The sequence below is a fragment of the Microbacterium sp. UMB0228 genome, assembly GCF_002871415.1.
In the GTDB taxonomy this organism is placed as follows: domain Bacteria; phylum Actinomycetota; class Actinomycetes; order Actinomycetales; family Microbacteriaceae; genus Microbacterium.
Genome location: NZ_PNFU01000002.1, coordinates 311,801 through 337,849, shown reverse-complemented (window position 1 = coordinate 337,849; position 26,049 = coordinate 311,801). Strand labels below are relative to the sequence as shown.

At 68.4% G+C, this 26,049-nt stretch carries 22 protein-coding genes and 1 pseudogene; 16 read left to right on the top strand and 7 right to left on the bottom strand.

All coding sequences use genetic code 11. The features are described 5' to 3' along the window. Positions 1-37 precede the first annotated feature (37 nt). Entirely contained in the window at positions 38-1,753 is a 1,716-nt protein-coding gene (locus CJ226_RS05755; RefSeq protein WP_102208601.1) for an AarF/ABC1/UbiB kinase family protein, read from the bottom strand. A 45-nt stretch (positions 1,754-1,798) separates the two neighbouring features. Then, positions 1,799-2,422 (bottom strand): PadR family transcriptional regulator, encoded by a 624-nt coding sequence (locus CJ226_RS05750; protein ID WP_062633378.1) that lies wholly within the window; start codon positions 2,420-2,422, stop codon positions 1,799-1,801. Between the two features lie 191 nt (positions 2,423-2,613). Between CJ226_RS05750 and CJ226_RS05745 the strand changes: the two genes are divergently transcribed. From CJ226_RS05745 to CJ226_RS05735, 3 genes are all read left to right on the top strand, one after another. After that, entirely contained in the window at positions 2,614-4,215 is a 1,602-nt protein-coding gene (locus CJ226_RS05745) for a glycosyltransferase family A protein (protein WP_180964543.1), read from the top strand. A gap of 73 nt (positions 4,216-4,288) precedes the next feature. Next, positions 4,289-4,777, top strand: a complete 489-nt coding sequence (locus CJ226_RS05740; protein WP_102208599.1) for a DUF2975 domain-containing protein — start codon at positions 4,289-4,291, stop codon at positions 4,775-4,777. Then, positions 4,777-4,989, top strand: a complete 213-nt coding sequence (locus CJ226_RS05735) for a helix-turn-helix transcriptional regulator (RefSeq protein WP_062633238.1) — start codon at positions 4,777-4,779, stop codon at positions 4,987-4,989. The genes CJ226_RS05740 and CJ226_RS05735 overlap by 1 nt, the downstream gene beginning before the upstream one ends. A 10-nt stretch (positions 4,990-4,999) precedes the next feature. On the opposite strand, the gene CJ226_RS05730 is transcribed toward CJ226_RS05735, so the two are convergent. Next, on the bottom strand, positions 5,000-6,334 hold the full coding sequence (locus tag CJ226_RS05730) for an HNH endonuclease signature motif containing protein (RefSeq protein ID WP_102208598.1): 1,335 nt from the start codon (positions 6,332-6,334) through the stop codon (positions 5,000-5,002). 272 nt (positions 6,335-6,606) lie between these two features. On the opposite strand from CJ226_RS05730, the gene CJ226_RS05725 reads away from it, so the two are divergent. From CJ226_RS05725 to CJ226_RS05705, 5 genes are read left to right on the top strand one after another with little or no spacing between them, the layout of a single operon-like run. Continuing rightward, positions 6,607-7,686 carry an extracellular solute-binding protein gene (locus CJ226_RS05725; protein ID WP_102208597.1) on the top strand — a complete coding sequence of 360 codons (1,080 nt, stop codon included), beginning with the start codon at positions 6,607-6,609 and terminating at the stop codon, positions 7,684-7,686. 35 nt (positions 7,687-7,721) lie between these two features. Then, entirely contained in the window at positions 7,722-8,741 is a 1,020-nt protein-coding gene (locus CJ226_RS05720; RefSeq protein ID WP_102208596.1) for an ABC transporter ATP-binding protein, read from the top strand. A gap of 1 nt (position 8,742) precedes the next feature. Further along, positions 8,743-10,602: an iron ABC transporter permease gene (locus CJ226_RS05715; RefSeq protein ID WP_308409679.1), complete on the top strand. Its 1,860-nt coding sequence runs from the start codon at positions 8,743-8,745 to the stop codon at positions 10,600-10,602. Further along, entirely contained in the window at positions 10,599-11,621 is a 1,023-nt protein-coding gene (locus tag CJ226_RS05710) for a LacI family DNA-binding transcriptional regulator (protein ID WP_102208595.1), read from the top strand. The genes CJ226_RS05715 and CJ226_RS05710 overlap by 4 nt, the downstream gene beginning before the upstream one ends. A 42-nt stretch (positions 11,622-11,663) precedes the next feature. Continuing rightward, on the top strand, positions 11,664-12,542 hold the full coding sequence (locus CJ226_RS05705; protein WP_102208594.1) for a metallophosphoesterase: 879 nt from the start codon (positions 11,664-11,666) through the stop codon (positions 12,540-12,542). Between the two features lie 4 nt (positions 12,543-12,546). On the opposite strand, the gene CJ226_RS05700 is transcribed toward CJ226_RS05705, so the two are convergent. Both CJ226_RS05700 and CJ226_RS05695 read right to left on the bottom strand, forming a co-directional pair. Next, complete coding sequence (locus CJ226_RS05700; RefSeq protein ID WP_102208593.1) at positions 12,547-13,056, bottom strand: hypothetical protein; 510 nt, start codon at positions 13,054-13,056, stop codon at positions 12,547-12,549. Positions 13,057-13,108: 52 nt separating this feature from the next. Continuing rightward, entirely contained in the window at positions 13,109-14,194 is a 1,086-nt protein-coding gene (locus CJ226_RS05695) for a type I restriction endonuclease (protein ID WP_102208760.1), read from the bottom strand. Between the two features lie 175 nt (positions 14,195-14,369). Here CJ226_RS05695 and CJ226_RS05690 point away from each other — a divergent pair, with 175 nt between their 5' ends. The 7 genes and pseudogenes from CJ226_RS05690 to CJ226_RS05660 form a co-directional block, all read left to right on the top strand. Then, positions 14,370-15,872, top strand: a complete 1,503-nt coding sequence (locus CJ226_RS05690; RefSeq protein ID WP_102208592.1) for a SulP family inorganic anion transporter — start codon at positions 14,370-14,372, stop codon at positions 15,870-15,872. Between the two features lie 115 nt (positions 15,873-15,987). Then, positions 15,988-17,280, top strand: coding sequence for a hypothetical protein (locus tag CJ226_RS05685; protein WP_257996534.1), 1,293 nt, complete (start codon positions 15,988-15,990; stop codon positions 17,278-17,280). Positions 17,281-17,396: 116 nt separating this feature from the next. Further along, the gene (locus CJ226_RS05680) at positions 17,397-17,903 is read left to right on the top strand and encodes an HNH endonuclease (protein ID WP_219719861.1); all 507 of its coding nucleotides are present in this window, start codon (positions 17,397-17,399) and stop codon (positions 17,901-17,903) included. Next, positions 17,903-19,078, top strand: a complete 1,176-nt coding sequence (locus CJ226_RS05675; RefSeq protein ID WP_102208591.1) for a DUF6361 family protein — start codon at positions 17,903-17,905, stop codon at positions 19,076-19,078. The genes CJ226_RS05680 and CJ226_RS05675 overlap by 1 nt, the downstream gene beginning before the upstream one ends. After that, positions 19,071-20,846, top strand: coding sequence for a phospholipase D family protein (locus CJ226_RS05670; protein WP_146008206.1), 1,776 nt, complete (start codon positions 19,071-19,073; stop codon positions 20,844-20,846). Before CJ226_RS05675 ends, CJ226_RS05670 begins: the two co-directional genes overlap by 8 nt. Further along, positions 20,843-23,881, top strand: a complete 3,039-nt coding sequence (locus CJ226_RS05665; protein WP_102208589.1) for a DEAD/DEAH box helicase — start codon at positions 20,843-20,845, stop codon at positions 23,879-23,881. The genes CJ226_RS05670 and CJ226_RS05665 overlap by 4 nt, the downstream gene beginning before the upstream one ends. After that, positions 23,857-24,364, top strand: a pseudogene (locus CJ226_RS05660) (STAS domain-containing protein); the annotation flags it as partial. The gene CJ226_RS05665 and the pseudogene CJ226_RS05660, both read left to right, overlap by 25 nt. A gap of 206 nt (positions 24,365-24,570) precedes the next feature. Here CJ226_RS05660 and CJ226_RS05655 read toward each other — a convergent pair. Then, the gene (locus tag CJ226_RS05655; RefSeq protein WP_257996533.1) at positions 24,571-24,837 is read right to left on the bottom strand and encodes a hypothetical protein; all 267 of its coding nucleotides are present in this window, start codon (positions 24,835-24,837) and stop codon (positions 24,571-24,573) included. A 61-nt stretch (positions 24,838-24,898) separates the two neighbouring features. Then, on the bottom strand, positions 24,899-25,072 hold the full coding sequence (locus CJ226_RS18025) for a hypothetical protein (RefSeq protein ID WP_180964542.1): 174 nt from the start codon (positions 25,070-25,072) through the stop codon (positions 24,899-24,901). Between the two features lie 443 nt (positions 25,073-25,515). Here CJ226_RS18025 and CJ226_RS05650 point away from each other — a divergent pair, with 443 nt between their 5' ends. Next, positions 25,516-25,899: a GNAT family N-acetyltransferase gene (locus CJ226_RS05650; protein ID WP_257996532.1), complete on the top strand. Its 384-nt coding sequence runs from the start codon at positions 25,516-25,518 to the stop codon at positions 25,897-25,899. The last annotated feature ends 150 nt before the right edge of the window (positions 25,900-26,049 follow it).

Below are 26,049 nucleotides of genomic sequence, written 5' to 3'. Positions count from 1 at the left end.
GGGCGGGGTTCGGGCGGAGCCTGGCGGGCGGGGGGGGTCAGCGGGGGCGGCGACGACCCAGGAAGAGGGCGCCGAGGAGCGGGAGCACCGAGACCCACAGCAGGGTGATGCCCAGCGGCGGGAGCGGACCGACGAGCAGCGCCCCGCCGATGAGCATCGCGGCGAACAGCACGCCGGAGGCGATCCGCCGCGCGATACCCTCCAGCCGGTCGAGGCGGCGCTCCAGACGCGAGGTGTCGAAGGAGACGTTGCCGTCGTCGACGCGGGTGATGATGTCGTCGATGCGCTTCGGGAGCCGCCAGGTCGTGGCCGCGTTCGCCATCGCCTGCTGCGCCATGTCCTGCATGAGGGTGCCGGACTCGTCGCGGAGCAGCCGCGCGGCATACGGCTCGGCCGCGTCCCACACGTTGAACGCGGGATCGAGGCCGCTGCACATGCCGGAGGTGAGGGACACGGCCCGGATGAGGAGCAGCATGTCCTCGGGGAGCTGCAGCGGAAGCCGCCGCACCATGTCGCCGAACTCCTCGGCGAAGTCGGTAAACTCCCGCGGGTCCACCCGGCTCAGCTCCGCGAACCCCATCCCGCCGAAGCGCGCGAAGAGGGCGGTCAGCGCCCGCTCCAGCTCGCCGGTGTCGGCCGTGGGGAGAAGCACACCGATCTCCTTCGCGGCGCGGACGAGGCCGCGACTGTCCCGCGCGGTCACCGCGATGAGGAGGGTCCGCAGTCCCTGCCGGAGGTTGTCGGAGACCTCGGCCATCATGCCGAAGTCGATGAACGTCAGCCGGAAGCCGCCCGGGGTCCCTGAGCCCCCTTGGGTCCCTGAGCCCGTCGAAGGGACCGGCGTGACGAAGATGTTGCCGGGGTGCGGGTCGGCGTGCACGAACCGGTGCGTGAAGACCTGGTCGAACATGACCTCGGCGAAGGCGTCGGCGACCGCGGAGGGGTCGATGCCGGCCGCCCGGAGCGCCGCGGTGTCGTTGATCTTGATCGCCGTCACATCGGACAGCGTGAGCACCCGGCGGGTCGTGCGCTCCCAGACGATCTCGGGGGCGGCGACCCGCGGGTCGTCGGCGAAGTTCTCGCGGAACCGCTCGGCGCTGCGGGCCTCGTGGAGGTAGTCGATCTCCTCCATGCTCGTGACGGCGAACTCCTCCACGAGGGCGGGGGCGTCCACGCGGTCGGCCACGATCCGGACCCGGGTGAGCCATCGCGCGACCCGGCGGAGGGCGGCGAGGTCGACGGCGACGATCTCGTCGATGCCCGGGCGCTGCACCTTGACCACGACCTCGTCGAGACCGGTGTCCTCCGCGTCGAGCGCCGACAGCCTGGCACGGTGCACCTGGCCGAGAGACGCGGCTGCGACGGGGGTGTCGTCGAACCAGGTGTACACCCGCTCGAGCGGCATGCCCAGCTCGGCCTCCGCGAGCGCCCGGATCTGCGGGGTGGGCACGGCGGGGACCTCGTCCTGCAGCCCCTCCAGCTCGGCCGTGATCTCGGGCGGGAGCACATCGAGGCGCGAGGACATGAACTGCCCGACCTTGATCATGAGCCCGCCGAGTTCGACCGCGAGCGTATGGAACCGCCGCGCGAACCGCTGCATGCGGCGGGCGCGCGTGCGCTCCGCGACGGAAGACAGCCCGAACCGCGGAAGCACGAGCTCGAACCACCAGATCGCCACGAACTCACGGCTCGCGAACGACAGGATGCGGCGGTACCGGGCTCGGTGAGGACCCTGTGCCGCCGCTGCCGTCATCGCGTCATCCTTCCGCCGTTCCGCGCCGGACGCCGCACGACGCGGTCAGTCCTGGGCGAGGATCGTGTACAGCCTACGGCGGGCCTCGTCGAGCACCTCGATGGCCTGCTGCACCTGCTCCGGGGAGCCGCTGCGCCCGACCTGCGCGGCCGCGGCGGCGAGGTCGACCCCGGCCTTGGGCAGAGCGCTGTACCGGGCGTCGCGGCCGCGGTCCTTGTCGGAGGACGGCACCCACGGCGGGGTCTCGGTGCTCTCCGCGGCGACGGCCCGGCCGGCCTCGGTGAGGGCGTAGGTCTTGCGACCGTTCTGCTCCTCGGCCTCGATCAGCCCCTCGTCGGCGAGGAGCTGGAGCGTCGGGTAGACGGAGCCGGCGCTCGGCTTCCAGGTGCCGCCGCTGCGCTCGGCGATCTCGTTGATGATCTGGTAGCCGTGCATCGGTCGCTCGGTGAGGAGCGAGAGCACGGCGGCGCGCACGTCGCCGCGGGCCATGCGGGACCCGCCGGAGGGACGCGACTCGAACGACTTGCGGAGCTGGTCCATCGCCTCGAACAGCGCGCCGGCCGGGCCCTGCGCACCGCCGAAGAGGTTGCCGAGGCCGCCGACGAAGTCGCCGCCGTTGCTGCCGTTGCCGTTGCCGCCGAACGGGGTGGAGGGGAATGCGTTGTTCATGATGACCTCCCAGTCGTGAACGATAGTCAACGATATATCGTTAACGCTGAATGCGGGGTGGGAACGCCGGCGCACCCGCCCGGTCGTCGCCTTCCGGCGCGAGCCTGGCGCGCTCCACAGGAAGGGATGGTTGGCTGGAACCTCCGGCGGGGGAGATTCGGGCCGGTCACGATCACAGGGGGATGACGTCCATGAGCAGTACGACCGGGGACGGCGCGGCCGAGGGCCGCGTGCGGGTGAGCGTCGTGGTGCCGGTTTTCCGGCCGAAGGCGTCGTTCGACGACCTCATCGCCTCGCTCGACGCGCAGACGCTGCCGGCGGGGTCCTTCGAGGTCCTGCTCTGCGACGACGGCTCCGGAGAGGAGACGGCCGCGCGGCTCGAGAGCATCGCGAAGGGCCGTCCGCACGTGCGCGTGCTGTCGCTGCCGCACTCCGGGTGGCCGGGCACTCCGCGCAACCGGGGTGTCGAAGAGGCCAGGGGGACGTACGTGCAGTTCGTCGATCAGGACGACCGCCTCTACCCGCGAGCGCTGGAGCGGCTGTGCGACTACGCGGACGAGAACGGCTCCGATGTCGTGGTCGGCAAGGAGGTGGGCATCGGACGCAAGCTGCCCGCCAAGATCTTCCAGCGCGACATCCCGCACGCGGTGCTCGGGGAAGACCCGATCCTGGAGATGCTGACGCCGCACAAGATGTTCCGGACCGCCTTCCTGCGGGAGAACGGCATCCGCTTCCCCGACGGGAAGGTGCGGCTCGAAGACCATCTCTTCGTGATGCAGGCGTACTTCGCCGCCGACACGATCTCGGTGCTCGCGAGCGAGCCCTGCTACGCGTGGGTGAAGGAGCCGGGGAGCGCGAGCTCGGCCCGCATCGAGCCGGAGTCGTACTTCCCGCATCTGGAGACCGTGCTCGACGTGGTCGAGGCGAACACCGAACCGGGGAAGGTGCGGGATCGGCTGCTGCGGCACTGGTTCCGCGGCAAGATCCTCAACAGGATCGCCGGGCGCCGGATGGTGAAGTATCCGGCGGAGTACCGCGACCGTCTGCTGGATGTGGTGGTGCCGCTCGCGCAGCGTCGCTTCGGACCCGGCGTGGACGCGGGGCTGTCGTTCCCGCAGCGCATCCGGGCCGCTCTGCTGCGCGCCGATCGCCGCGACGATCTGCTCGCCTTCGCCGCGTTCGAGGCCGAGACGACCTGTACCGCCGCCGTGACCGCGGCGCGCTGGTCGCGGGGAGGGCTCCAGCTGACCGTGCGCGTCCGCGTGCGTCGGAACGGCGAAGAGGCGTTCGTGTTCGAGACGGTCGGCTCGGCGGATCATCTGCTGTCCCTGCCGCTGTCGGCGACCGAGGACCTCCCGCCAGGACTGCTGAACGCCCGCAAGGAACGCCGCGCCGACCGCGTCGACATCATCGCGCAGGACACGCCGGCGCCGGGGCAGCCCGCGGAGTCCACCGCGGGTTCGGAGCGCAAGGTCGGCGGGCGCCGCCCGAAGCGCCTCGACGCGGTGCCCATCGCCGTGGACCCCATGAAGGTGTTCCGCGAGGACGGTGGGCGCGACGCCGATCTGTCGGTCGCGGTCCGCCTGGCCGGCTGGGTGTTCACGGCGCCGCTGACGGCCGCCCCGGACGTGGTCGCACACCTCGGCCGCTCGCCCCTTCTCGCGGGCCGGCGGGTCGAACTCGTGCGGAACGACGACGGCAGCCTGCGCCTGCACCGGCAATGGCCCGGAGGCGCCTGGCGTGACGCCCTGGCACGCACCGCGCGACGCGTGCGCTCCCGCCTCCGCCGCTGATGCCGTCGATTGCCATATCGAACGATTAACGATAGGTTCTCGTTGTTCTTCGATAGCTCTCGGAGGTGTCCCCATGACGAAGGCGACGATCACAGCACTGCGTATCCTTCTCACTGTCGCCCTCGCCGGGTCGGTGGCGGTGCAAGCGCTGATCCTGCCTCTGCTGTGGCTCGACCTCGCTGACGAGCAGCTCTGGGGACGGATCACCGTCGTGGTGCTGCTCGGGGCCGGCATCGTCACACTGCAGGTGGTGGGCGTGTGCGTCTGGCTCCTCCTCACGAGCGTCCGGCGCGGAGCGATCTTCAGGGCATCCTCGTTCGGACCCATCAATGTCATCATCGGGGCGATCCTCGCGGCTGCCGTGCTCACCTGGGCTCTGGCTGCGGTCTTCGCCGCCGGCACCGTCGCTCCCGGGGTGGTCGCTCTGGTCGGCGGCGCGGGCGTGGTCATCGCGGGGGCGGCGCTGCTCGTCGTGGTGATGAAGACCCTGCTCCGCCAGGCGATCGAGCGCGACGCCGAGGCACGAGCATTGCAGACCGAACTCGATGATGAGGTGATCTGATGGCTGTCGTCGTCGACATCGATGTGATGATGGCCCGCCGCAAGATCGGCGTCGGCGAGCTGGCCGAACGCATCGGCATCACCCCGACCAACCTCGCAGTGCTCAAGAACGGGCGCGCGAAGGCCGTGCGCTTCACGACGCTCGACGCCCTGTGCGCGGCGCTGGACTGCCAGCCCGGTGACCTCCTGCGCTGGGTACCGGACGAAGGCTGACCACACCCCGTCAGGCCGCGACATCGAAGCGCGCCCGTCCGCCCAGCCGCGGTATCTGCCGCGGGTCGACCCACGCCGGCGGGAGGAACCAGGGCCGACCGGCCACGCCGGAACCCTCGATAACGATCTCCCAGCCGTTGTCATGGATGCGGTGGTGACAGGTCTCGCAGAGCAGGATCCCGTTCGAGAGATCGGTCGGACCTCCGTCCCGCTGCCACCAGCGGAGGTGATGAGCCTTCGTCATCCCCGGCGGAAGCCCGCACATCGCGCACCCGCCGTCCCGCTCGGCGAGGGCCAGGCGTTGGGCTCGGGTGAAGAGGCGCTTCTCGCGACCCCAGTCCAGGACCTCGCTCGCCCCGCCGAGGACGCAGGGGATGACGCCCCCACTGGCCGCCATCCGCCGCACGGCACCGATGTCGATCACCTGGTCGAGCCCGTCGATCGTCGCCGACCCGGTTCCTGCCTGCAGGTCGTCCAGCGATACCCGGACGATCACCGTCGCGCCGGCGAGCGGGAGCCGATCTCCCTCACACCCGAGCACGTGCGCGCAGAAGAGGGACAGCGCGTCGGCCTGGATCATCGCGACGGAGCGCCGGTCTGCGTCAGCCGCCGCGCCATCGGGAGTGTCGAGGCGGGCGGCGAACACGGCGGACACATGTCCCCGGATCGCGGTGACGACCGGCGCCGCGGTCTCGGCATCGAGCTGCGCGTGCAGGTGCACCATGCCGTCACGTTCGAAGATGCGCAGTCCACGCCGAGCGCGCTGCTCCTCCGCCCGCGGCGCGACGCCGTCGGGGTCGAGCCACGCTTCGGCGCGGAGGACGAGCTTGCGCACGGCATCGAGCTCGAGCCCTTCGGCTGCGCCTGTCAGCACACGCTCCGCCTCGGCGATGCGCTCCACCCCGGCGGCCACGCGACAGCGATCCAGCAGGGCGACGAGGAGACCAGCCGCCGGCGCTCCGAGGGCACCCGACGCGAGCGCTTCCCGGAGGAGCGGGTACCGCGCGGGCAGCGGCGCACCGAGCAGATCGCTCCGCGGTGACGTCGCCTCTCCCACCTTCACCAGGCGCTGCGCCTCCCCCGTCGAGATGCCCGTCACGGCGGCGATGAGCTTCGCCACCGTGCGGTACCCGCGTTGCTTCGCCAGGCTGTCGGCCCCGAGCTCGGCGCGCGACTCCCGGGCGATGCCAGCCGCCACGTCGATGTGCAGTGCATCGAGTCGGCGCCGCAGGAGTCCGATCGCGTCGGCGACGTCGACGAGCTGCGCGCGGGAGAGCTCCGGCGCATCCCCCGCGGCGCCCCACGCCTCGTCGAGGCGATCCATCGCCTCGCGCAACCCGGACATTTTCGACATGCTTCATTTTATCTCCGAAGCGCCCGACTTTCGAAGCTTTGTTCGAATGAATCCCGGCATTCCACCCCGGGCAACAGGGCGCCTCGCCCCAGGTCCGGCGCGATCCCACCCGTTCACCTCATCGCATCCTCGCGTTCATGCCGCATGCTTACCTTGAGTGCGGACGCGCGACCGCGCTCACGAAACCAGACAATCTTTGTGCCTTCACCACAAGAACCGGTAGTGTCGCATCGACACACCTCGAAGGCGAGAAAGGGACGAACATGGCCGACAGGCAGCAGAGGCGCTGGGCGCTCATCGGATTGACGGCCGCGGCGGCGATCGCGCTCACCGGATGCACGGCGGGCGGCGACGCAGACGCGGACGGCGGCGGCAGCGACAGCGGCTCCGGCGACACCCTCATCGTCTACACGAACTCGAACAGCGACGGCCGTGGTGAGTGGATCACCGAGAAGGCGGCGGACGCGGGCATCGACATCGAGATCGTGGGCCTCGGCGGCGCCGACCTGACGAACCGCATCATCGCGGAGAAGAACAACCCCGTCGGCGACGTGGTCTTCGGCCTGAACAACATGTTCTTCGAGCAGCTCAAGACCGAAGAGGCCATCACGGCCTACGAGCCGGCCTGGAGCGGCGAGGTGCCCGCGGACGCCGGTGACCCGAAGGACGGCGCGTTCTGGCCGCTCGTGGAGCAGGCGATCGTCACGGTCTACGACGAGAACCGCATCAGCGACGCGCCCACCGACCCCGACGACCTGTACACCGACGAGGAGTACGCCGGCCGCTACGAGGTCAACCCCGCGCTCGGCCAGGCGACCCCGCAGCTCGTGCTCGCCAGCATGCTCACCCGTCACCTCGACGAGGACGGCGACCTCGGCGTGAGCGACGAGGGCTGGGACCTGGTGAAGTCGTACTACGCCAACGGCTCCCCCGCCGTGGAGGGCACCGACCTCTACGCCCGCATCACCCGCGACGAGGTGGACTACGGCGTGCTGCCGTCGAGCGGCATCTCCGCCCGCGACGAGGAGTACGGCACCAGCACCGGCATGATCGTGCCCGAGTACGGCGTCCCCTACGTGACCGAGCAGATCGCGCAGATCAACGGCACGGACAACGAGGAGAAGGCGCAGGAGTTCATCGACTGGTTCGGCAGCGCCGAGGTGCAGGGCGAGTTCGCTGCGGAGTTCAACGCCATGCCGGTGAACGAGGGCGCGGTCGAGAAGGCCAACCCCGAGGTCGTCGAGCTCATGGGCACGCTCGACCGTCAGGACATCGACTTCGGCTTCGTGAGCGAGAACCTCGGCGCCTGGGTCGAGAAGGTCACGCTCGAGTACATCGGCTGACCCGCGCAGTCCCGCACCGGCAGAGAGAGAAGACGATGATCCGTTTCGACGACGTCGAGGTCGTGTTCGGCGACCACCGTGCGGTCTCGCACCTCGATCTGGAGATCCAGGAGGGTGAGTTCTTCACCCTCCTGGGTCCGTCCGGATGCGGCAAGACCACCGCCCTGCGCACGCTCGCGGGGTTCATCGAGCCCACTGGAGGCCGCATCCACATCGCCGGCCGCGACGTGACCCGCGTGCCGAGCGAGAAGCGCGGCGTGGGCATGGTGTTCCAGAACTACGCCCTGTTCCCGAGCATGAACGTGCGGGAGAACATCGCGTTCGGCCTCTCGGTGCAGAAGGTGTCGAAGGCCGAGCAGCGGCGGCGCGTGGACGAGGTCGCCGACCGCACCGGGCTCGCCGCATCGCAGCTGGAGAAGAACGTGGCCGAGCTGTCCGGCGGGCAGCAGCAGCGCGTCGCCATCGCCCGGGCGCTCGCGCTCACCCCCAGCATCCTGCTGCTCGACGAGCCGCTGTCGAACCTCGACGCCAAGCTCCGCGTGCAACTGCGCGAGCAGCTCAAGGAGCTGCAGCACGAGGTCGGCGTGACCACCGTGTACGTCACCCACGACCAGGAGGAGGCGCTCACCCTCAGCGACCGGATCGCCGTGCTCGACGCCGGGACGCTGCAGCAGGTGGGCACCCCGGAGGAGATCTACGACCGCAGCGCGACGCCCTTCGTCTGCCGGTTCATCGGCGAGAACAACCGACTCAGCCCCGCACAGCTCGTCGCGATCGGCGCGGGCCTCGACGCCACGGCCGAGAGCTACGTGCGGCCGGAGAAGCTGCACCTCGCGTCGCCGTCCGCGGCCACCGCCGGCAGCACGGCGTCGCTCGACGGCACCGTCGCGGAGCGCACGTACCACGGCAGCCACAGCGTCTACACGGTGTCGGCGGCCGACGGGACGCTCCGGGTGAGCGTGCCGGCCGCGGCGAGCGCGCACCGCTGGGACGTCGGCGACGCCGTGCGCATCGACGTCGACCCGCGGTGGATCCTGCAGTACCCGGCGGCGTGACATGAGCGCTCCGCAGAACGACTCCCGCCCGGTGCCGCCGCCGTCCGCGGCCATGACCGACGCGCCCGGCGCCCTGACGACCGAGGCCGCCGAGGCGGGCACCGCGACGAAGCCCCGCCTGCGCCGCGGCCGCCCCGGCAGCGTGCGCGCGATGCTCCGCTCGCCGCTCGCCTGGGTGACCGGCATCGTCGTGATCTGGTTCGCCGCGGCCTTCCTCGTGCTGCCGAACGCCGAGCTGCTCGCCGCGACCTTCTTCCCGGACGGCCAGTTCAGCATCCGCGCCGTCGAGAAGCTCCTCGGCAGCGAGCGCGCGCTGAAGACGCTCGGCAACAGCTTCCTCCTCGCGATCACGCTGTCCGTCACGGTCAACGTCGTCGGGGTGTTCATCGTGCTGGTGACGCAGTACTTCCAGGTGCGCGGCGCCAAGCTCCTCTGGCTCGGCTACGCCACGACCCTGATCTACGGCGGCATCGTGCTCGCCGCCGGCTACAACTTCATCTACGGCAAGTTCGGCTTCATCACGAACCTGATGGTGAACATCTGGCCGGACATGAACCGGGACTGGTTCTCCGGTTACTTCGCGGTCGTGTTCGTGATGACGTTCGCGACGACGACGAACCACATGCTGTTCCTGTCCTCGTCGCTCGGCAAGGTGGACTACGCGTCGATCGAGGCGGCGAAGCTCATGGGCGCCTCGACCTGGACGATCCTGCGCCGCATCGTGCTGCCGGTCATGAAGCCGATGCTCTTCGCCGTCACGGTGCTGACGTTCCTCATCGGTCTCGGGGCCCTGACCGCGCCGCTCGTGCTCGGCGGCCCGGACTTCCAGACCGTCGCCCCCCTCATCATCGACCTGTCGCGCAGCCCGATCACGCGTGACATCGCGGCGCTGCTGGCGATCGTGCTCGGTGTCGCGACCATCATCCTGCTCGCGATCATGAACCGCGCCGAGAAGTCGGGGGTGTACTTCTCGGTGGCGAAGGTGGCGACGCCGATCCAGAAGCAGCGGATCCGCAACCCGTTCGCGAACGCGGTCGTGCACGTGGTCGCCTACCTCCTCTGGGTGATCTATCTCATCCCGGTCGTGCTCATCGTGATCTTCTCGTTCGTGGACGCGCGGAGCATCCTCGCCGGGTCCATCACGCTCGACAGCTTCACGCTCGACAACTACATCACCGTCTTCTCCAGCGCGGCGGCCCTCCGCCCGTTCATCGTGAGCGTCGTCTACAGCGCCCTCGCCGCGGTCATCGTGGTGGGCGGGCTGCTGTTCGTCGCGCGGATGATGCAGAAGCACCGCAACCTGCTCACCACGGCCATCGAGTACGTGCTGCACATCCCGTGGATCCTGCCGATCGTGCTGATCGCCCTCGCCTTCGTGATGGCGTTCGACGCGCCGCAGCCGCTCGTGGGCAACATCGTGCTCACGGGGACGCCGGTCCTGCTGCTCGTCGCGTACATCTGCGTGAAGATCCCGTTCACGCTGCGGCTGCTCAAGGCCGGGTTCGCGTCCGTGCCGGACTCCCTGGAAGACGCCTCGCGCATCCTCGGCGCCCGCTCGCTGACCACGTTCCGGCGCGTGCTCATCCCGCTCGTGCTGCCGACCGCGGCCGCGATCACGGCGCTGAACTTCAACAGCCTGCTCGACGACTACGACGCCGCGATCTTCCTCTACCACCCGCTGTACAAGCCGCTCGGCGTCGCGATCCAGGAGAGCACGCGCGGGGAGAACAACCTCGACGCGATGCCCATCACGTTCGTCTACACCGTGCTGCTCATGATCATCATGGGTGTCACCATGTATCTCGTGTATGGACGAGGTTCACGCGCCGGAGCGCCCCGCCGACGGAAGCAGCGCGCATGAGCGGGGCGGAGGCCGGGACGCCCGCGCTGCGGGTCACCATCAGCGACGTCGCCGCGGCGGCCGGCGTGTCGCGAGCCACGGCGACCAGAGCCTTGAAGGGCGAGGGCCGGTTCGCGCCGGAGACGCAGGAGCGCATCCTGGAGGCGGCCGAGCGGCTCGGGTACGTGCGCAACACGATGGCCGCGGAGCTCGCCGCCGGACGCACCGGCACCGTCGGCCTCATGCTGCGCGACGCGAGCAATCCCGCGTACGGTCTCCTCTTCTCCCGGTTGCAGGAGGAGGCGCATCAGCGCGGCCTCGACCTCGTGACCGTCACGATCGGCGCCGATGAGCAGGGCGCCAAGCAGGTGAATGCGCTGCACCGGCTGCTCGGCATGCGCGTCGCGGGACTCATCGTCGCCACCGGCGGCATCTCCGCCGCGCAGCTCGAGCCGTTCGCCGACCAGGTGCCGATCCTCCGTGCCGGGCGCGTGGAGTCGGCGGGCCGTATCCACACCGCCCACTATGACGACGAGGGGCACGGACGTCTGCTCGCGGAGCACATCGTCGCGCTCGGGCACCGGACCGTCGTCGTGCTCGCCGGAAGCCCCGAGGCCTCGTACCCCGAGCACCTGCGCGCGCTCGCGATGCGGGAGGTGCTGACCGCGGCCGGCGTCGCCGTGACGATGATCTCGGCCGGCGCGCGTCCCGAGGACGGCGTCGACGAAGCCCTCGCCGCCGTGCGGGCCGGGGCGACCGCGGTGATGTGCGCCTCGGACTACCGGCAGCTCGCCGTCATGCGCGCCGCCCGCGCGGCCGGGCTCCGCGTGCCGGAGGACGTGAGCGTGACCGGGTGCGACGGCATCCTGCCCGGCGCCGATCTACTCGGGCTCACCACCCTGCGGATCCCCGTAGAGGCGGTGGCCGCGGCCGCCGTCGAGACCATGCAGCAGCTGCTCACCGCGGACGAGCCGGAGACGCTCGTCCGCCGCTCGTTCACGGGAGCCCTCGTCCCCGGCTCCACGGCCGCCGCCGTCTGACATCTGCCCCGACCTGCCTCCGTCCGCCGACCAGGAAGAGACATGATCCTCACCGAACACCCTCGCCCGTCGCACACCTTCGTGCACATCTCCGACACGCACCTGCCCGGTGAGCGGTCGCCGCTGTACGGCAGCGGGGCCGACGCCGATGCGAACCTGGCGGAGATGCTCGACCGGCTCGTCGCCTCGGGGCTCCGTCCCGACGCGCTGCTGTTCACGGGAGACCTGACGGACCGGGGCGATGCCGCCGCCTACCAGCGCCTGCACGAGCTCGTGGCGCCTGCCGCCGCGGCGCTCGGCTGCGAGGTCGTGTGGGCGGCCGGCAACCATGACGACCGTCGTGCCATGCGATCGGAGCTCGGACTCGCGGGGGCGGGTGACGAGCCGATCGTCGAGGTGCGGTGGTTCGGGGGGATGCGCGTCATCGTCGTCGATTCGACGGTGCCCGACGCGCATTGGGGGGAGGTGCCGTCGTCGCAGCTGGTTCGGCTGGAGGGAGAGCTGTCGACGGCGGCACCGCAGGGCACGCTGCTGCTCATCCACCATCCGCCCCTGCCCACGGTGCTCGACCTCGCCGTGACGGTCGAGCTGCGGGATCAGGACGCGTTGGCCGCGGTGCTGCGGGGGTCGGACGTGCGGGGCATCCTGTCCGGGCACGTGCACCATCCGTCGTTCGGCACCTTCGCCGGGATCCCCGTCGCCGTCGCCTCGTCGAGCGCGTACGGGCAGGACCTCGCGCAGCCCGTGGGTGCGACGCGCGGACAGGACGCCGCGCAGGGCTACAACCTCGTGCACGTGTACGCCGACACCATCGTGCACTCCGCCGTCTCGCTCGAACGCGGGGCGGACGTCGGCGAGCCGGTCGCCGCCGACGAGGCCGGGCGACGGATCGCCGGCGTCGGGATCGACTGGCGCGACTAAGCCGTCACGAGGTGGTCATCGGCGTCACCTCGACGTCGATCGAGCCGAACGGGAACGGGCTGACGACGCTCCAGGAGTCGCCGGTGAACTGCTCGATCGGGATCAGCGCGAACCACACGTGCGAGATGATGATCGCGACCACGACGAACAGCCCGACTCCGCGCAGGGTCCACTCCAGCATCCGCAGCGCCGCGCGCTCGTCGGTCGCCTTCATCACACGACCGAGCGCGAGCAGCAGGATCACGGCGATGGCGATGTAGATGAAGGGGCTCGGCGCGAGCGTCAGCTGGATACACTGCGGAGCCTCGTCCACCGGCTGGCCCGCGGAATCGATGAACCCGCCGTTCGCGTCGACGCCGCCGGGGCACGTAGCCTTGCCGGCGCTCATGAAGACGGGGTAGAGGAACGCGGTGATCAGCGACCAGAGGAGGACGCGGCGGATCGCGGCGATGACCACGGCGCCGGGGAGCGCGGCGGATGCCGTGTCCGGGGAGGTGGAGGGGGCTTGCGACATGCGGGGCTCCTCTCGGGGCGGTCGTGTTCAGCCTGGCGGATGTGCGGGACATCTACTCCTTGTACCGGCGCACGGCCTCGCGGATGGCGTCGGCGTGAGAGTAGATCTCGTCGAGCTCGTCGATCGGATGACGGGTCTCCACCTTGTCCGCGTCGAGGAGCCCCAGGTACTTCTGCTTGCCGTTGAAGTGGAGGCGAGCGACGGGCTTCCGGTTGTTGTCGTCGAGGAGCACAGCGAAGTAGCTCTTGGCGTCACGGTGCGTGACGCGCTGCGGCTTGACCTCGCCGCAGGCGATGGCTTTGACGATCTGATAGCCCTCCAGCTCTTCAAGGGTCGTCTCGATCTCGGTGTCCCTATCGAGGTCAGCTTCCACGACCTCTGCGCTCGTGGCAGGCGCGGGATCGGCGGCGTGGGTAATGCCGCTGACCCCAAGCGCGGTCTTCAGCCGGTCGTTCACGCGCTCGTTGAGGAACTGATGCGCCGCCTTCCCAACCAGGCCGGTGAACTGCTGCCGCACCTTCTGCGTGTACGACCCGTCATAGACGCGGGTGGCAAAGAACTTGATCCACTCGTCCGTTGGCTCGCGAAACTGGCTCGCGATCTCACGCTTCAACGCGCCGATGTACTTGAGCTCCTCCGCGGCGCTGATGATCGAATCGAGGTCAAAGCTCTCTTTGCTGAGCTTCTGAATCTCAGGGATCAGGGTCTCGTCGATGTCGAGCAGATCGAGCACGAGGAAAGGCTTGGCATCCATGCGGTTCGGAGCGTCCAGATCCGTGTAGAAATGCCAGACCACGCCATTCGTCAGGACGGCGATACGCGCATTCGTGACAGCGAAGTAGCGGAACAGCTGTGACGCGTGCTCGATTTTCAGCGAACCCATCGACGGCTTGCACTCGATGAGGATCTGTACCTCCGAGTCGCGCATGATGGCGTAGTCGATCTTCTCGCCCTTCTTGGTTCCGACGTCGGCCGTGAACTCGGGGACCACTTCCAGCGGATCGAAGACGTCGTAGCCAAGAATCGTCGAAATGAAGGGCATGACGAAGGCGTTCTTCGTCGCCTCCTCGGTCCCGATCGCCGTCGCCTGGTTCTTCACCTTCGTCGCGAGGGAATCAAGACGTTCTGCAAACTCCACCATCACTCCGTTCTTCGTTGAACACGCTTGATCCAGACCATAGCGGAGTCCACGCGCGCGCCATGGCACGGGCGAATCTCAAATGGGTGTGTCATCTGCCCGCACTCCAGAGCGCGAGCTCCGCCTTAGGCTGGAACGTCTGCCTCCTCTCTGAGGCGCCTTCCCCTGGAGCTCAATGTCTGCAACGACGGTCGACGACCGCGCCCGCTATCGCGCCCACCCCTCGGTGCTCGATGCGCTGAAGAACCCGCGACTGCTGACGCGGGAGGTGCTGGCCGGGCTCGTCGTCGGGCTCGCGCTCATCCCGGAGGCGATCGCATTCTCGGTGATCGCGGGCGTCGACCCGAAGGTCGGCCTGTTCTCGTCGTTCATCATGGCGGTGTCGATCGCGTTCCTCGGCGGGCGACCCGCGATGGTGACCGCGGCGACCGGTGCCGTGGCGCTCGTGATCGCTCCGGTCGCGCCGACGTACGGCCTCGACTACTTCATCGCGACGGTCATCCTCGCCGGGATCTTCCAGGTGGTCCTCGGGGTGCTCGGCGTCGCGAAGCTGATGCGGTTCATCCCCCGCAGCGTCATGGTCGGGTTCGTGAACGCGCTCGCGATCTTCGTGTTCAGCTCGCAGTTCCCGCAGCTCATCGACGTGCCGTGGCTGGTGTATCCGCTGGTGGCGCTCGGCATCGTCGTGATGCTCGTGATGCCGAAGCTCACCAAGATCGTGCCGGCGCCGCTCGTGTCGGTCATCATCGTGACGGGCGTCGTGCTCGCCTTCGGGATCACGGTGCCGACGGTCGGCGATCAGGGCGAGCTGCCTCGGAGCCTGCCGTCGCTGTTCATCCCGAACGTTCCGCTGACGTGGGAGACGTTCACGATCATCGCGCCCTTCGCGCTCGGCGTCGCGCTCGTCGGGCTCATGGAGTCGCTGCTCACCGCGAAGCTCGTCGACGAGATCACCGACACCCACTCGAACAAGACCCGCGAGTCGTGGGGGCAGGGCGTCGCGAACGTGTTGTCCGGCATGTTCGGCGGCATGGGCGGGTGCGCCGTGATCGGTCAGACGATGATCAACGTGAAGGCGTCGGGCGCGCGGACCCGCATCTCGACGTTCTGCGCCGGGATCTTCCTGTTCCTGCTGGTGGTCGTGTTCGGCGACTTCGTCGGGATGATTCCGATGGCGGCGCTCGTGGCCGTGATGATCATGGTCGCGATCGGAGCGTTCGACTGGCACAGTGTGCGGCCGTCGACGCTGAAACGGATGCCGAAGAGCGAGACGTTCGTGATGGTGTCTACGGTGGTGCTGGTCTTGCTGACGCACAATCTGGCTGTCGGGGTTGTCGGCGGGGTGCTGGTCGCGTCGGTGCTGTTCGTGCGGCGGGTGGCGCACTTCGTTTCGGTTCGTCGGGTTCTGGGGCCTGCTGACGATGTGGTGACGTATGTCGTGGAGGGCGAGCTGTTCTTCGCGTCGAGCAACGACCTGACGACGTTGTTCTCGTATACGGAGGATCCGGATCGGGTGGTCGTGGATCTGTCGGGGTCGCATGTGTGGGATGCGTCGACCGTTGCCGCGTTGGATGCGATCGAGACGAAATATCAGGCGCTGGGGAAGACGGTGGAGATCGTCGGGATGAATGACTCGAGCGGGACGATGCACGGGCGGCTGACGGGCGGATTCGAGTAGAGCCCCCCGAGCGACAGAGCGCTGCTAACCCCAAGCAGCTGTGGCTGCATACGTACGTCCCCGCTTTAGGCCATCATCATGAGAGGTCCACCAGCGGGCCGACGACGAACGGGGCATGAGGATGGACGACGGGGACCTGTCCGAGATTGAGTTGGTCATCGATGGGGATGGAATTTCCCTGATCGGCCGGCGCGAACCAGTCGAGGAGTTTGTTGAGGCCCACGGATTACCGTCTCGCGAGCTGGATCTTTCCAGGCTCAGGACCGCGTTCGGCGCTGGGGCGGCTGTCACGAAGACTGGCTCCGAGATAGCGGCGAACTCGGGGCGCTGGATGAAGCTGACCGAAGAGTCGTGGGCGGCCGCCCAAAAGCTGCCCAAGGTAACCAACTCGTCGAGCGGAAACCTACATGCAACTCTTCGGGCATCTAATGGTCAGTTCGCGAAGAACCTGCAGTTCCTCAAGACACCAGGGTCGATCCTCACAAACCCTGCGATGCTCGCTGGTGTGGCCGGAATCATGGCACAGGTTGCGATGCAACAGACCATGGACGAGATCACTGACTACCTCGCCGCAATCGATCAGAAGGTCGATGACGTACTGCGCGCCCAGAAGGACGCCGTACTCGCGGACATCATCGGCGTAGACATGATGCTCGAAGAGGCGCTCACGATCCGCAAGGAGGTCGGCGGCGTCTCCGAGGTGACCTGGTCGAAAGTGCAAGCGTCCTCGATGACGATCGCCCGCACGCAGGCATACGCCTTGAGGCAGATCGAGGTATTGGCGAGGAAGCTCCAAAGCAAGTCTGTCAACGAACTCGCTGACTCGTCCAAGAAGATCGATGGCGAGGTACAGGAATGGCTCGCCGTCCTCGCACAGTGCTTCTATTTGCAGGAGGCGACGGGGGTGATCGAACTCGACCGTGTCCTGCAGACCTCCCCCGAGGAACTGGAGCAACACCGAGTCGGCCTGCAAACAGCTCGCGCAAAGCGCGCGGAACTGATCACTCGGACCACGCGACAGCTCCTCGACCAGATCGACGAGGCCGCAACTCTGGCGAACTCGAAGGTGCTGTTCAACCCGATCGAGTCTCCGGCCATCGTGCGCTCCAGAAACAAGGTGAGCGACTCTGTCGCCACCTTCCACGAGCGACTCGGGATCGAGGGGGCAGCGGAGGTGCGGGAGTCGAGACGCTGGTCGACGGCGGCCACGGATACCCGCGACGATCTACTCAAGGCCGGTGCGGACGGATTGGACGCCGCGTGGCGCATCGGCGCGGAGGGCATCCAGGTTGCCGGCCGGGTCGGCGCCGAAAGCGTGGACAGGGCAAAGGAGATCGCTGGATCCTTCGCAGACCTCGCTGGACGCACTTTTCGTCGGCGTCCACCGAAAGACACGGCGGACGAGTGAGTGACGGGATGGGGCACGGGACCGGAGAGTCGATCTCAAAGACCTACCTCAGCACGTTCGCGATGCCGAAGCCCGTGCGGATCACGGGTCGGAGTTCAAGCATCACGAACTCGTTCGTGAACGGCATCATCCCCGTTGTCGTGCCGACCGAGGCAGAGGTCCGGGCAGCCCTCGAGATTCTCGGCATGCTCGATCGTGTGAGCTGCAGCTACTGCGGCGACACCAGCACGGAGTGGGATCATCTTCGTCCTCTGGTGAGCAATCAGCGACCAACGGGATACATCTCCGAGATACACAATCTCGTACCCGCCTGCGGCAAGTGCAACCAGAGCAAGGGCAACAAGGATTGGCTGACCTGGATGCGCAGCGCGGCCCCGCTCTCTCCGAAATCTCGGGGTGTTGCTGACATCGAAGATCGCATCGCTCGCCTTCAGGAGTACGAGCGCCAGGCATCCCCGACTCGTGTCGACTTCGAAGCGGCGGTCGGCCCCGACCTGTGGCAGCGGCACTGGGCGCACCACAAGCACCTGCTGGAGCTGATGCGCCTGGCCGATCAGGACGCGCAGGAAATCAGAACCCGCGTGCGGGAAGCCCATGAGGCCAAGAGACAGGCGGCGACCTGATGGCGTCCGTGATCACCTGGCTCGACGTGTCGGCAGACGAGCAGCGACGGATGCGGGAACTCGCGGCCATGTTCACGCAAAGAGACAGCCGAGACGAGCTGGGCATCGGGCAGCTTCGCGACGGCATCAGCGACGCCCTGTTTCCTGGCACGTCGACCCTGCACACCCGCGCGCGCTATCTGCTGTTCGTGCCGTGGTGCTTCCAGTACGCCGCACAGTCGAGGTCACGAGTGAAGGGTGGCACGCGCCAGCCCGATGCGACCGAGCTGGAGCTGATCGAGACCCTGCGGTTCTCGCCGGATGCGGACGGTCTGCTCGGCGAGCGTGCCGGCCGCGACCTGCAGACACTGCCGTCGTCGGTGTACTGGTCGATGCTGCAGCGGTACGGCATCCTCACCCGGCCGGCGAGCCGTGCGGAGGCGTTCGAGGCGTCGAATCCGCACGTGCACGTCGACGACGACGGTCAGACGACGTCCACCTCCATCTGGTCTGCCCCGCCGATCCCGATACGGTTTCCCGACGAGGTGGGTGACGGGTTCGCGCTGACCTCCGAAGAGGCGAGCTGGCTGCGCGATCGCGTGCTCGAGCACGCACCCGGCACTCTTCTGGCGCATCTCGTGCAGCACCGGCCGGAGGACGACCGCCGGGCTCCGTGGGAGGACGCGGTCGCGACCCGAGCACCGCAACGGGCTTCAAGGGTCCTGCGCCATGCGCAGCATTTCGCGACGATCCTCCGCGGCGCGCAACTGCTCTACAACCTGCTCCTCGCCGAGGAAGCGGACCGTGCAGAGCTCCGCGACGACTACCGTGATCGCCTCGCCCGGTGGCCCGCGGAGCTCGCGGCGGGCTACGACGATTGGCGCCTCGATGACCTGCTCTCCGTCCTCCGCGAGGAACGTGGCAGCCGGCTCCCGGTCGCACCCGCCGCGCAGCGGTTCGTCCAGAACTGGACGACTCTCGTGCAGCGCAGCGATCCGAGCTCGATCGCCGATCTCCCGGAGGCTCGAACGATGATCCGGGAGCGCGAGAAGATCAAGGGCGCGAAGACGCGTCTCGGCAACCCGCGGCGGCTCGAGACATGGAAGGGGGCGTCGGGCAGCGCCCTGCTGACATTCCGCTGGGCGACCGTCCGGCAGTTCGCACGAGACATCCACGAGGGGCTCGCTCGTGCTTGAACCCGATTCGCGCTCGCTCCTGTCCGAGCTGCTCCGGCCTCCGGCTGGATTCCACCTGTCACATGCGGTGGGCACGAGCTTCACGATGACCCTCGAAGCCGCCCTGTCGATCCCCCTCGCGTTCGCTGGCGCGGTGGAAGTCGACGACGAGGTCGGCATCCTCGGAGCCGTGCGCCGAGCCACGCAGCGCATCGACCTGTTCGCCCAGGCCGGGTGCCTGGGTCTCGGCACGGCGAGCGAGCTCGTCACGGTCCTCGAGCCGATGGTGCACTCGGTACGGATGCCGGGGAGCCGCCTGTTCCACCCGAAGGTGTGGTTCCTGGAGTTCGAGCGGGACGAGGAGCGCCGCTACCGATTCGTCTGCAGCAGCCGGAACCTCACGAACGACCGCACGTGGGATGCGGTGGTCTCCCTCGACGGCGGGCCCGACGAGGATCTCGATGAGGAGACGGTGCGCTCGAACCACGTGATGGCAGGCCTGCTGCGCTGGTTGGTGGACGAAGGTCGGACAGCACCGGCGCTCGCCTCCGAGCGGGTGCTCCGGATCGCGCGGCTGGCCGAGGCGTGGACCGGCATCCGCTGGGAGCATCCGGACCACGTGCGCGCGATCCGGGTGCACGCCTTCGGGATCGGACGGCCATTGAGTGACGTGAGACCGCGTCTCAACGGCATCCGCACCGCCGTCGTCTCCCCGTTCGTCACCGATGAGGGCGTGCGGCTTCTGCGGGCCCGGCCGGGCGGCGAGACGACCCTGCTCAGCCGTCCGGAGGCCCTGGATCGGCTGCGACCCGAGACACTGCAGGGGCTCTCGCTGCGCGTGCTCGACGAGATGGTGGATCAGGCTCTCGCTGACGCCGAGACTTCGACGGTCGCTGCCGGAGAGCTGCGGGGGCTTCACGCGAAGATCGTGGTGCACGACCACGCGCACAAGCAGTCGACACTGCTCGTGGGGTCGGCGAACGCCACTGGGCCAGCCTGGTCGAACAACGTCGAGGTGATGGTCGAGGCCGAGGGGCCGAAGTCGCACCTCGGGGTCGAAGCAGTGCTCGGGTCGCTTGCTCCGCTGATCGAGGAGTACACCACGGCGGGCGGCGCCCAGAGCAGCCAGGACGAGGAGGCCGACCGTCGGCTGGAGAGTGCGCTGCGGGAGCTCGCCCGCGCCCGGCTCGTAGTTCGGGTGAACGCGGAGGGCGAATACACGGTCACGGTGTGGGCGGAGGGTGCGCAGGCGGTGGACGACCGGTTCACGCTGAGCTGGCGGATGCTGTCGCAGCCGGATCCGATCCCCGGTCCCTTGCCCGCCGCCGACGCCCCCTACGAGTCCACGGCCCTGCGCCTGGAGCAGATCACGCCGTTCGTGGTGATCGCGCTGACGGACGGCGACGGCCGCCGACGCGAGACCCTGCTGGTCGCGGACCTGCTCGACGACGTGCCGGGCCGGGGCGACGCGATCGTCGCCGCTCACCTCACTGAGCCCGGGGCGGTGGCGCGTTTCATCCGGCTCATGCTGCAAGACGGGAACCTCACGTCGATCGGCACCGGCGGGGGCGGGGGCGCGTTCTCCTCGGCGTTCGGTGCTGGGGTCACGGAGAACGGTGCCGGACTGTTGGAGCTTCTCGTGCGGGCGTCAGCCACGAACCGGACGGGGCTCGTGGACGTGGAGCGGGTGCTTCGGCATGTGCCAGAGGATGCGCGCGGCAGCGCTCTGCCGCCGGGCTTTGCCGAAGTGTGGGCGGCTATCACGGAAGCGGCGGGTGTGCAGCGATGACGGGTCTCGACGTTGACGCCGTGATGCGCGGACTCAAGGGCTTCCAGCAGGACGCGGTGGAGCATGTGATCGACCGTTTCTACGGGTCAGGGCGTGCCGACGGCAGCGGGCGGTTCCTCGTCGCGGATGAGACCGGGTTGGGCAAGAGCGTGATCGCGCGGGGGATCATCGCCAGGGCCATCCAGGAGTTGAACGCGGTCGACGCGGTGAAGCGCATCGACATCGTGTACATCTGCAGCAACGCCGACCTCGCCAATCAGAACCTGCAGCGTCTGAACGTCACCGGCGACAAGCACCTCGCGATGGCGACGCGGCTCACGCTGTTGGCGCGGGAGAGCCGCAAGCTCGCAGCCCCTGACGACGCGAGCCGCAAGAAGGTGAACCTCGTCTCCTTCACGCCAGGCACGTCGTTCAAGGAGGGCGGCTGGCGGTCGGGCAACGGCGACGAGCGGGCGCTGCTGTGCGTGCTGGCGGAGGATGCGCTCGGGGTGGACGAGGACGCGCCGACGCGCTGGCTCTTCCAGGGGGCGGTGCAGTCGGGGAGGAACTTCGCGTGGCGGGTGCAGCGGACGCGGGACCGTCTGGGCGAGGACGGCGCCGATCCCGAGATCGCCGGTCGGTACCAGCAGGCGATTGTGAAGTGCGGCCTGTGGACGCGGTTCCTCGAGCTCCGCGAAGAGGTCCGTGTCCTAGGCGAACGCCCGACCCGCGGTCGACTGTGGCACGACGTGATGGAGCTGGTCGCGAAGTTGCGTCGGCATCTGGCCCGTGCCGGGGTGGACGCTCTGCAACCCGATTTGATCATCCTCGATGAGTTCCAGCGCTTCCGCCCGCTCCTCGATCCGACGACCGAGGGCGGTGAGCTCGCCCACGACCTCTTCAACGCCGAGGGCGCCAAAGTCCTGCTTCTCTCGGCGACGCCCTTCAAGCCGTACACCACTCAGGCTGAGGTCGGGGAGGACCACCACACCGATTTCCTCAAGCTCATCGAGTTCCTCACCGACGAGGACGGCGTCCGTGTCAGGTCGGTCAAGGATGCGCTCGACGCGCACCGTCTCGCTATGATCACCGGCGGCGATGCCGCAGCATCCGCTCGCCGGGTGCGGGAGGTGCTGCTTCCGTACCTGTCGCGGTCCGAGCGGCCCCCACTTGCGCGCAACCAGGACATGGTGGTCGACCGGCCGCTGGACGGCGGGGTGCCGACGGCCGCGGAGATCTCCGACTGGTCGGCGCTACATCGGCTCGGCGCGCATCTCGGTGCGCGGGTGGATCTGGAGCAGTGGAAGTCGATCCCGTACTTCGCCTCGTTCATGGACACCTACAAGTCGGGGAGCAGCGTGCGGGGGGCGTTGGAGCGCGACGATGTCGCGGTCCGGGAGTTGCTGGCTGCGACCAGAGGGCTGACCCGGGAGGAGGTGAGTGCGCGGGAGGAGCTCGACCTCGGCAACGGGCTGCTGCGCGCGCTGGCCGCCGACACGATCGCTCGCGGGTGGTGGAAGCTGCTGTGGATGCCGCCGTCGATGCCGTACTTCCGGCCGGGTCCGGTCTTCTCGAGTGTGGGGGATGTCACGAAGCACGTCGTGTTCTCGGCGTGGAACGGTGTGCCGACCGCGGTCGCTGGTCTGCTCAGCCATGAGGCGGCTCGCCACGCGTATGCGGGTTCGAACCTGTCGACCGATTCGACGAGCACCCGTCTGACGTGGGCGATGAGCGAGGCGGGGCGCCCGTCGCAGATGAACTCGCTCGCGCTGTTCTGGCCGCATCCGGCGCTGGCCGAGTCGTGGGATCCACTGCGGGCGGCTCGTGAGACCGGCGGGCTCGTCGATGCGGAGGCGTTCACGGCGAGCGCCGCCAGCGACGATGATGCGGCCGAGCCGTCGCATGCCTTCTTCGCGACACCCGGCGCCGTGCCGGCCGGCGTGAACGCCCTGTCGATCCTGCGGGTGCTCGATGCGCGGTCTGGTCGTTTCGCGGACTATGTGCGGGCGGCGGTCGAGGCGATGGATCAGGACGCCAGCGCACACCCTGACCTCGCCCGGTTCGGCGCGCATGCTCCGGGGTCGATCGTGTATCGAGCGTTGCGCGGTGCCGCGTCGGCGGATGCGACAGAGGCGGGTGTGTGGCATGCGGCGTGGGTGCTGTCGCTCGGTCTGCGTTCGCTTTTCGCCCGGCCGGACACCGCGGCACTTCTCGACACCGTGGGCGACCCGGGCGCGCACTACTGGAGCGCCGTGCTGGACTACTGCGCGGACGGGAACCTGCAGGCGGTCATCGACGAGTACGTGCACCAGTTGCGCAGTGACCTCGGGGGCGGACTGCTCGACGATGACGGGCTGTGGAAGGTCGCGACGAGTGCGGCGTCGGCGGTGCGGACCAACGCGGCGACGCTGCGCGGGCACGAGGCGACGGCCGAGCGTGCGCAGATCCCGTTCCCGACGAGGTTCGCGGTGCGGTACGGCGGCACGGGCACGGACGCCGACGAGAAGGTCGCGGCGCGTCAGAGCGAAGTGCGAGCCGCGTTCAACAGCCCGTTCGCCCCGTTCGTGCTGGCGTCGACGAGCATCGGACAGGAGGGGATCGACTTCCACTGGTGGAGCCACGCCGTCGTGCACTGGAACCTGCCGTCGAACCCCGTCGACTTCGAGCAGCGCGAAGGCCGAGTGCACCGGTTCATGGGCCACGCCGTGCGCAAAAACGTGGCGGCCGCGCACTGGGATGATGTGCTGTCATCGTCGGAGGGAGCATGGGACGCGGCGTTCGCTGCTGCTCTCGCGACGCCCGAGACCAAGCGGTTGGGCCAGTTCGCGCCATGGTGGGTGTACGAGGGGGACGCCCGGATCCACCGACGGATTGCCTCGTTCACATTGAGCAGGGATCACGAGAAGTACGAGCGGCTGCTCGACGCCTTGACCCTGTACCGCCTCACCCTTGGGCAACCCCGACAGGAGGACATGCTGCGGCTGATGCAGCAGGGTGGCGTGGACCGGGGCCTTACGGTCGGGGCGCTCGACCTTCGGCCGCCGGGGCGGGAGTGAACACGGACCACGCGATCGGGGCGTTCGACTGGCACAGCGTGAAGCCGTCGACACTGAAGCGGATGCCGAAGAGCGAGACGTTCGTGATGGTGGCGACGGTGGTGCTGGTGCTGATCACGCACAACCTGGCGGTCGGGGTCGTGGGTGGGGTGCTGGTCGCGTCGGTGCTCTTCGTGCGGCGGGTGGCGCACTTCGTTTCGGTTAATCGGGTTCTCGGTGAGGCGGGAGACGTTGTGACGTACGTCGTGGAGGGGGAGTTGTTCTTCGCGTCGAGCCATGATCTGACGACGTTGTTCTCGTATACGGAAGATCCGGATCGAGTTGTGGTGGATCTGTCCGGGTCGCATGTGGCATGCGTCGACCGTTGCCGCGTTGGGTGCGATCGAGACGAAACATCAGGCGCTGGGGAAGACGCTGGAGATCGTCGGGATGAACGACTCCAGCGGAACCATGCACGGGCGATTGACGGGCGGGTTCGAGTAGGGCGTCAGTCCGGCCGTTGGTCTTTGCCCGAGCCCGGCGCAGCCGAGCGGGCAGTAGGTTCTGGGCGACAGGACAATCATCTCCGGCGTGCCTGAACTGGCTTCACTGTCCGGCGTTTCACAGGATGCGCGATCGCATCCGGAGGCAACGTGCTCAGTCACTTCGTCCTCGCGGCGGGTCCATGGCTCGCCGTGCCGGCGGGGCTCTTACCTGTCCAGGGCGACCACCGTGTCGTAGAGGCCGATCCTCTGTAGTCCGTCGTGAGACGCGATGCCTGTGTACGAGAGCGACGCATCCTCATACCGCCGGAAGGCGAAGACGGCCTGATTCATGTGCACCGCGTTGAAGACGCCGAGCGAGACGAGAAGGTCAAAGTCCTCGACGGTGAGGCCAGTGACGGAACGGAACAGTCGGGGTTCGAGCTTAGTAATGACGTCCTTGAGTGTGTTCTCGCGATAGTCGGTGAGATACATGAGGGCGGGGATCCGAGTGGCGAACTTGATGAGCTTCTCCTGGATCTGCTTCCGCTCGCGCTCAGCTCCCGGACCGGCGTCGAGGTGCGGATGGCACGCGCCCTCGGCCGCGACTCCGACGTCGCGCGATCACTCGCAACGCCGCGCGCACGAGCAGGAACGCGAGCACGAGGATCACGACCGCGACCGCTGCGGTGATGGCGAACCCGGTCCAGCTGAAGAGCGACGCATCCATGCCTGGAGCCTAGCGCTCCGCCCGCTCCGCGGCGCGCTCCTCGAATATATTGCATATGTCCTCGTATGAGGCCTTAAATTGGTCACAGGCGGGCAGTTGATCTGATCGGAGAGAACAGTCGATGAAGCCCACCACGTGGTTCTCGACGATCACACGCCCTCGAAGCCATCTCATCGCGACCCTGTGCGTCTGGGGCTGGTTCCTCGCAGTACTCGTGGGCGCGGGTTCTGTGCCGCAGCTCGCTCCTGCACTCGAAGCGACTGCGGCGGCGGGCGCCGCGGTGTGGTTCGGCGCGATGATGAAGCGATATCGCAACGCGCGCCGGCATTCCTCGCCGCCCGGGCCCACATCGTGATCCGCGGCCGGACTACTGTACCGAGATAGACCAACCGCCCCTGATCGTCGAGTCGCTGCAGAGTCTCACCGACACCGATGCCGCTGCATTGGCGTCGCTCCTGACGCCGCTCTCCGCGTCGGTCGACTTCGATCGCGCCCGCACCGAGGCGATGATCGCACACGAGGCGACCGATCTCCTCGTCGCGCGCGATAGGGGGATCATCGTCGGCACCGCCACTCTCGTGACTGCACCTTCCCTGACCGGGCTCCGCGGGCACGTCGAAGATGTCGTGGTCGACGAGGCGGTACGGGGGCGCGGCATCGCGCGACTCCTCCTGGAGCACATGACTCAGCTCGCGCAAGAGCGCGGACTCCGGACGCTCGATCTCACCTCCCGCCCGTCCCGAGAGTCTGCACTGCGGCTGTACGAGTCCGTCGGGTTCCGCAGGCGTGAGACGAACGTGCTCAGATTCAGCCCGACCGCGGACTAGTTACGCCGCGGTCCCCCGCAGCAACAGCACCACCGTCTCTTTGGTCGAGATGTGGCGGTCTCGCGGGCTGGTCTGCTTCCCGGTGGCGGAGGGCGACTTCTCAGCCCGAGCAGGTCAGACCGCGGCCGGCGGCACCGTCAAGACGTCACC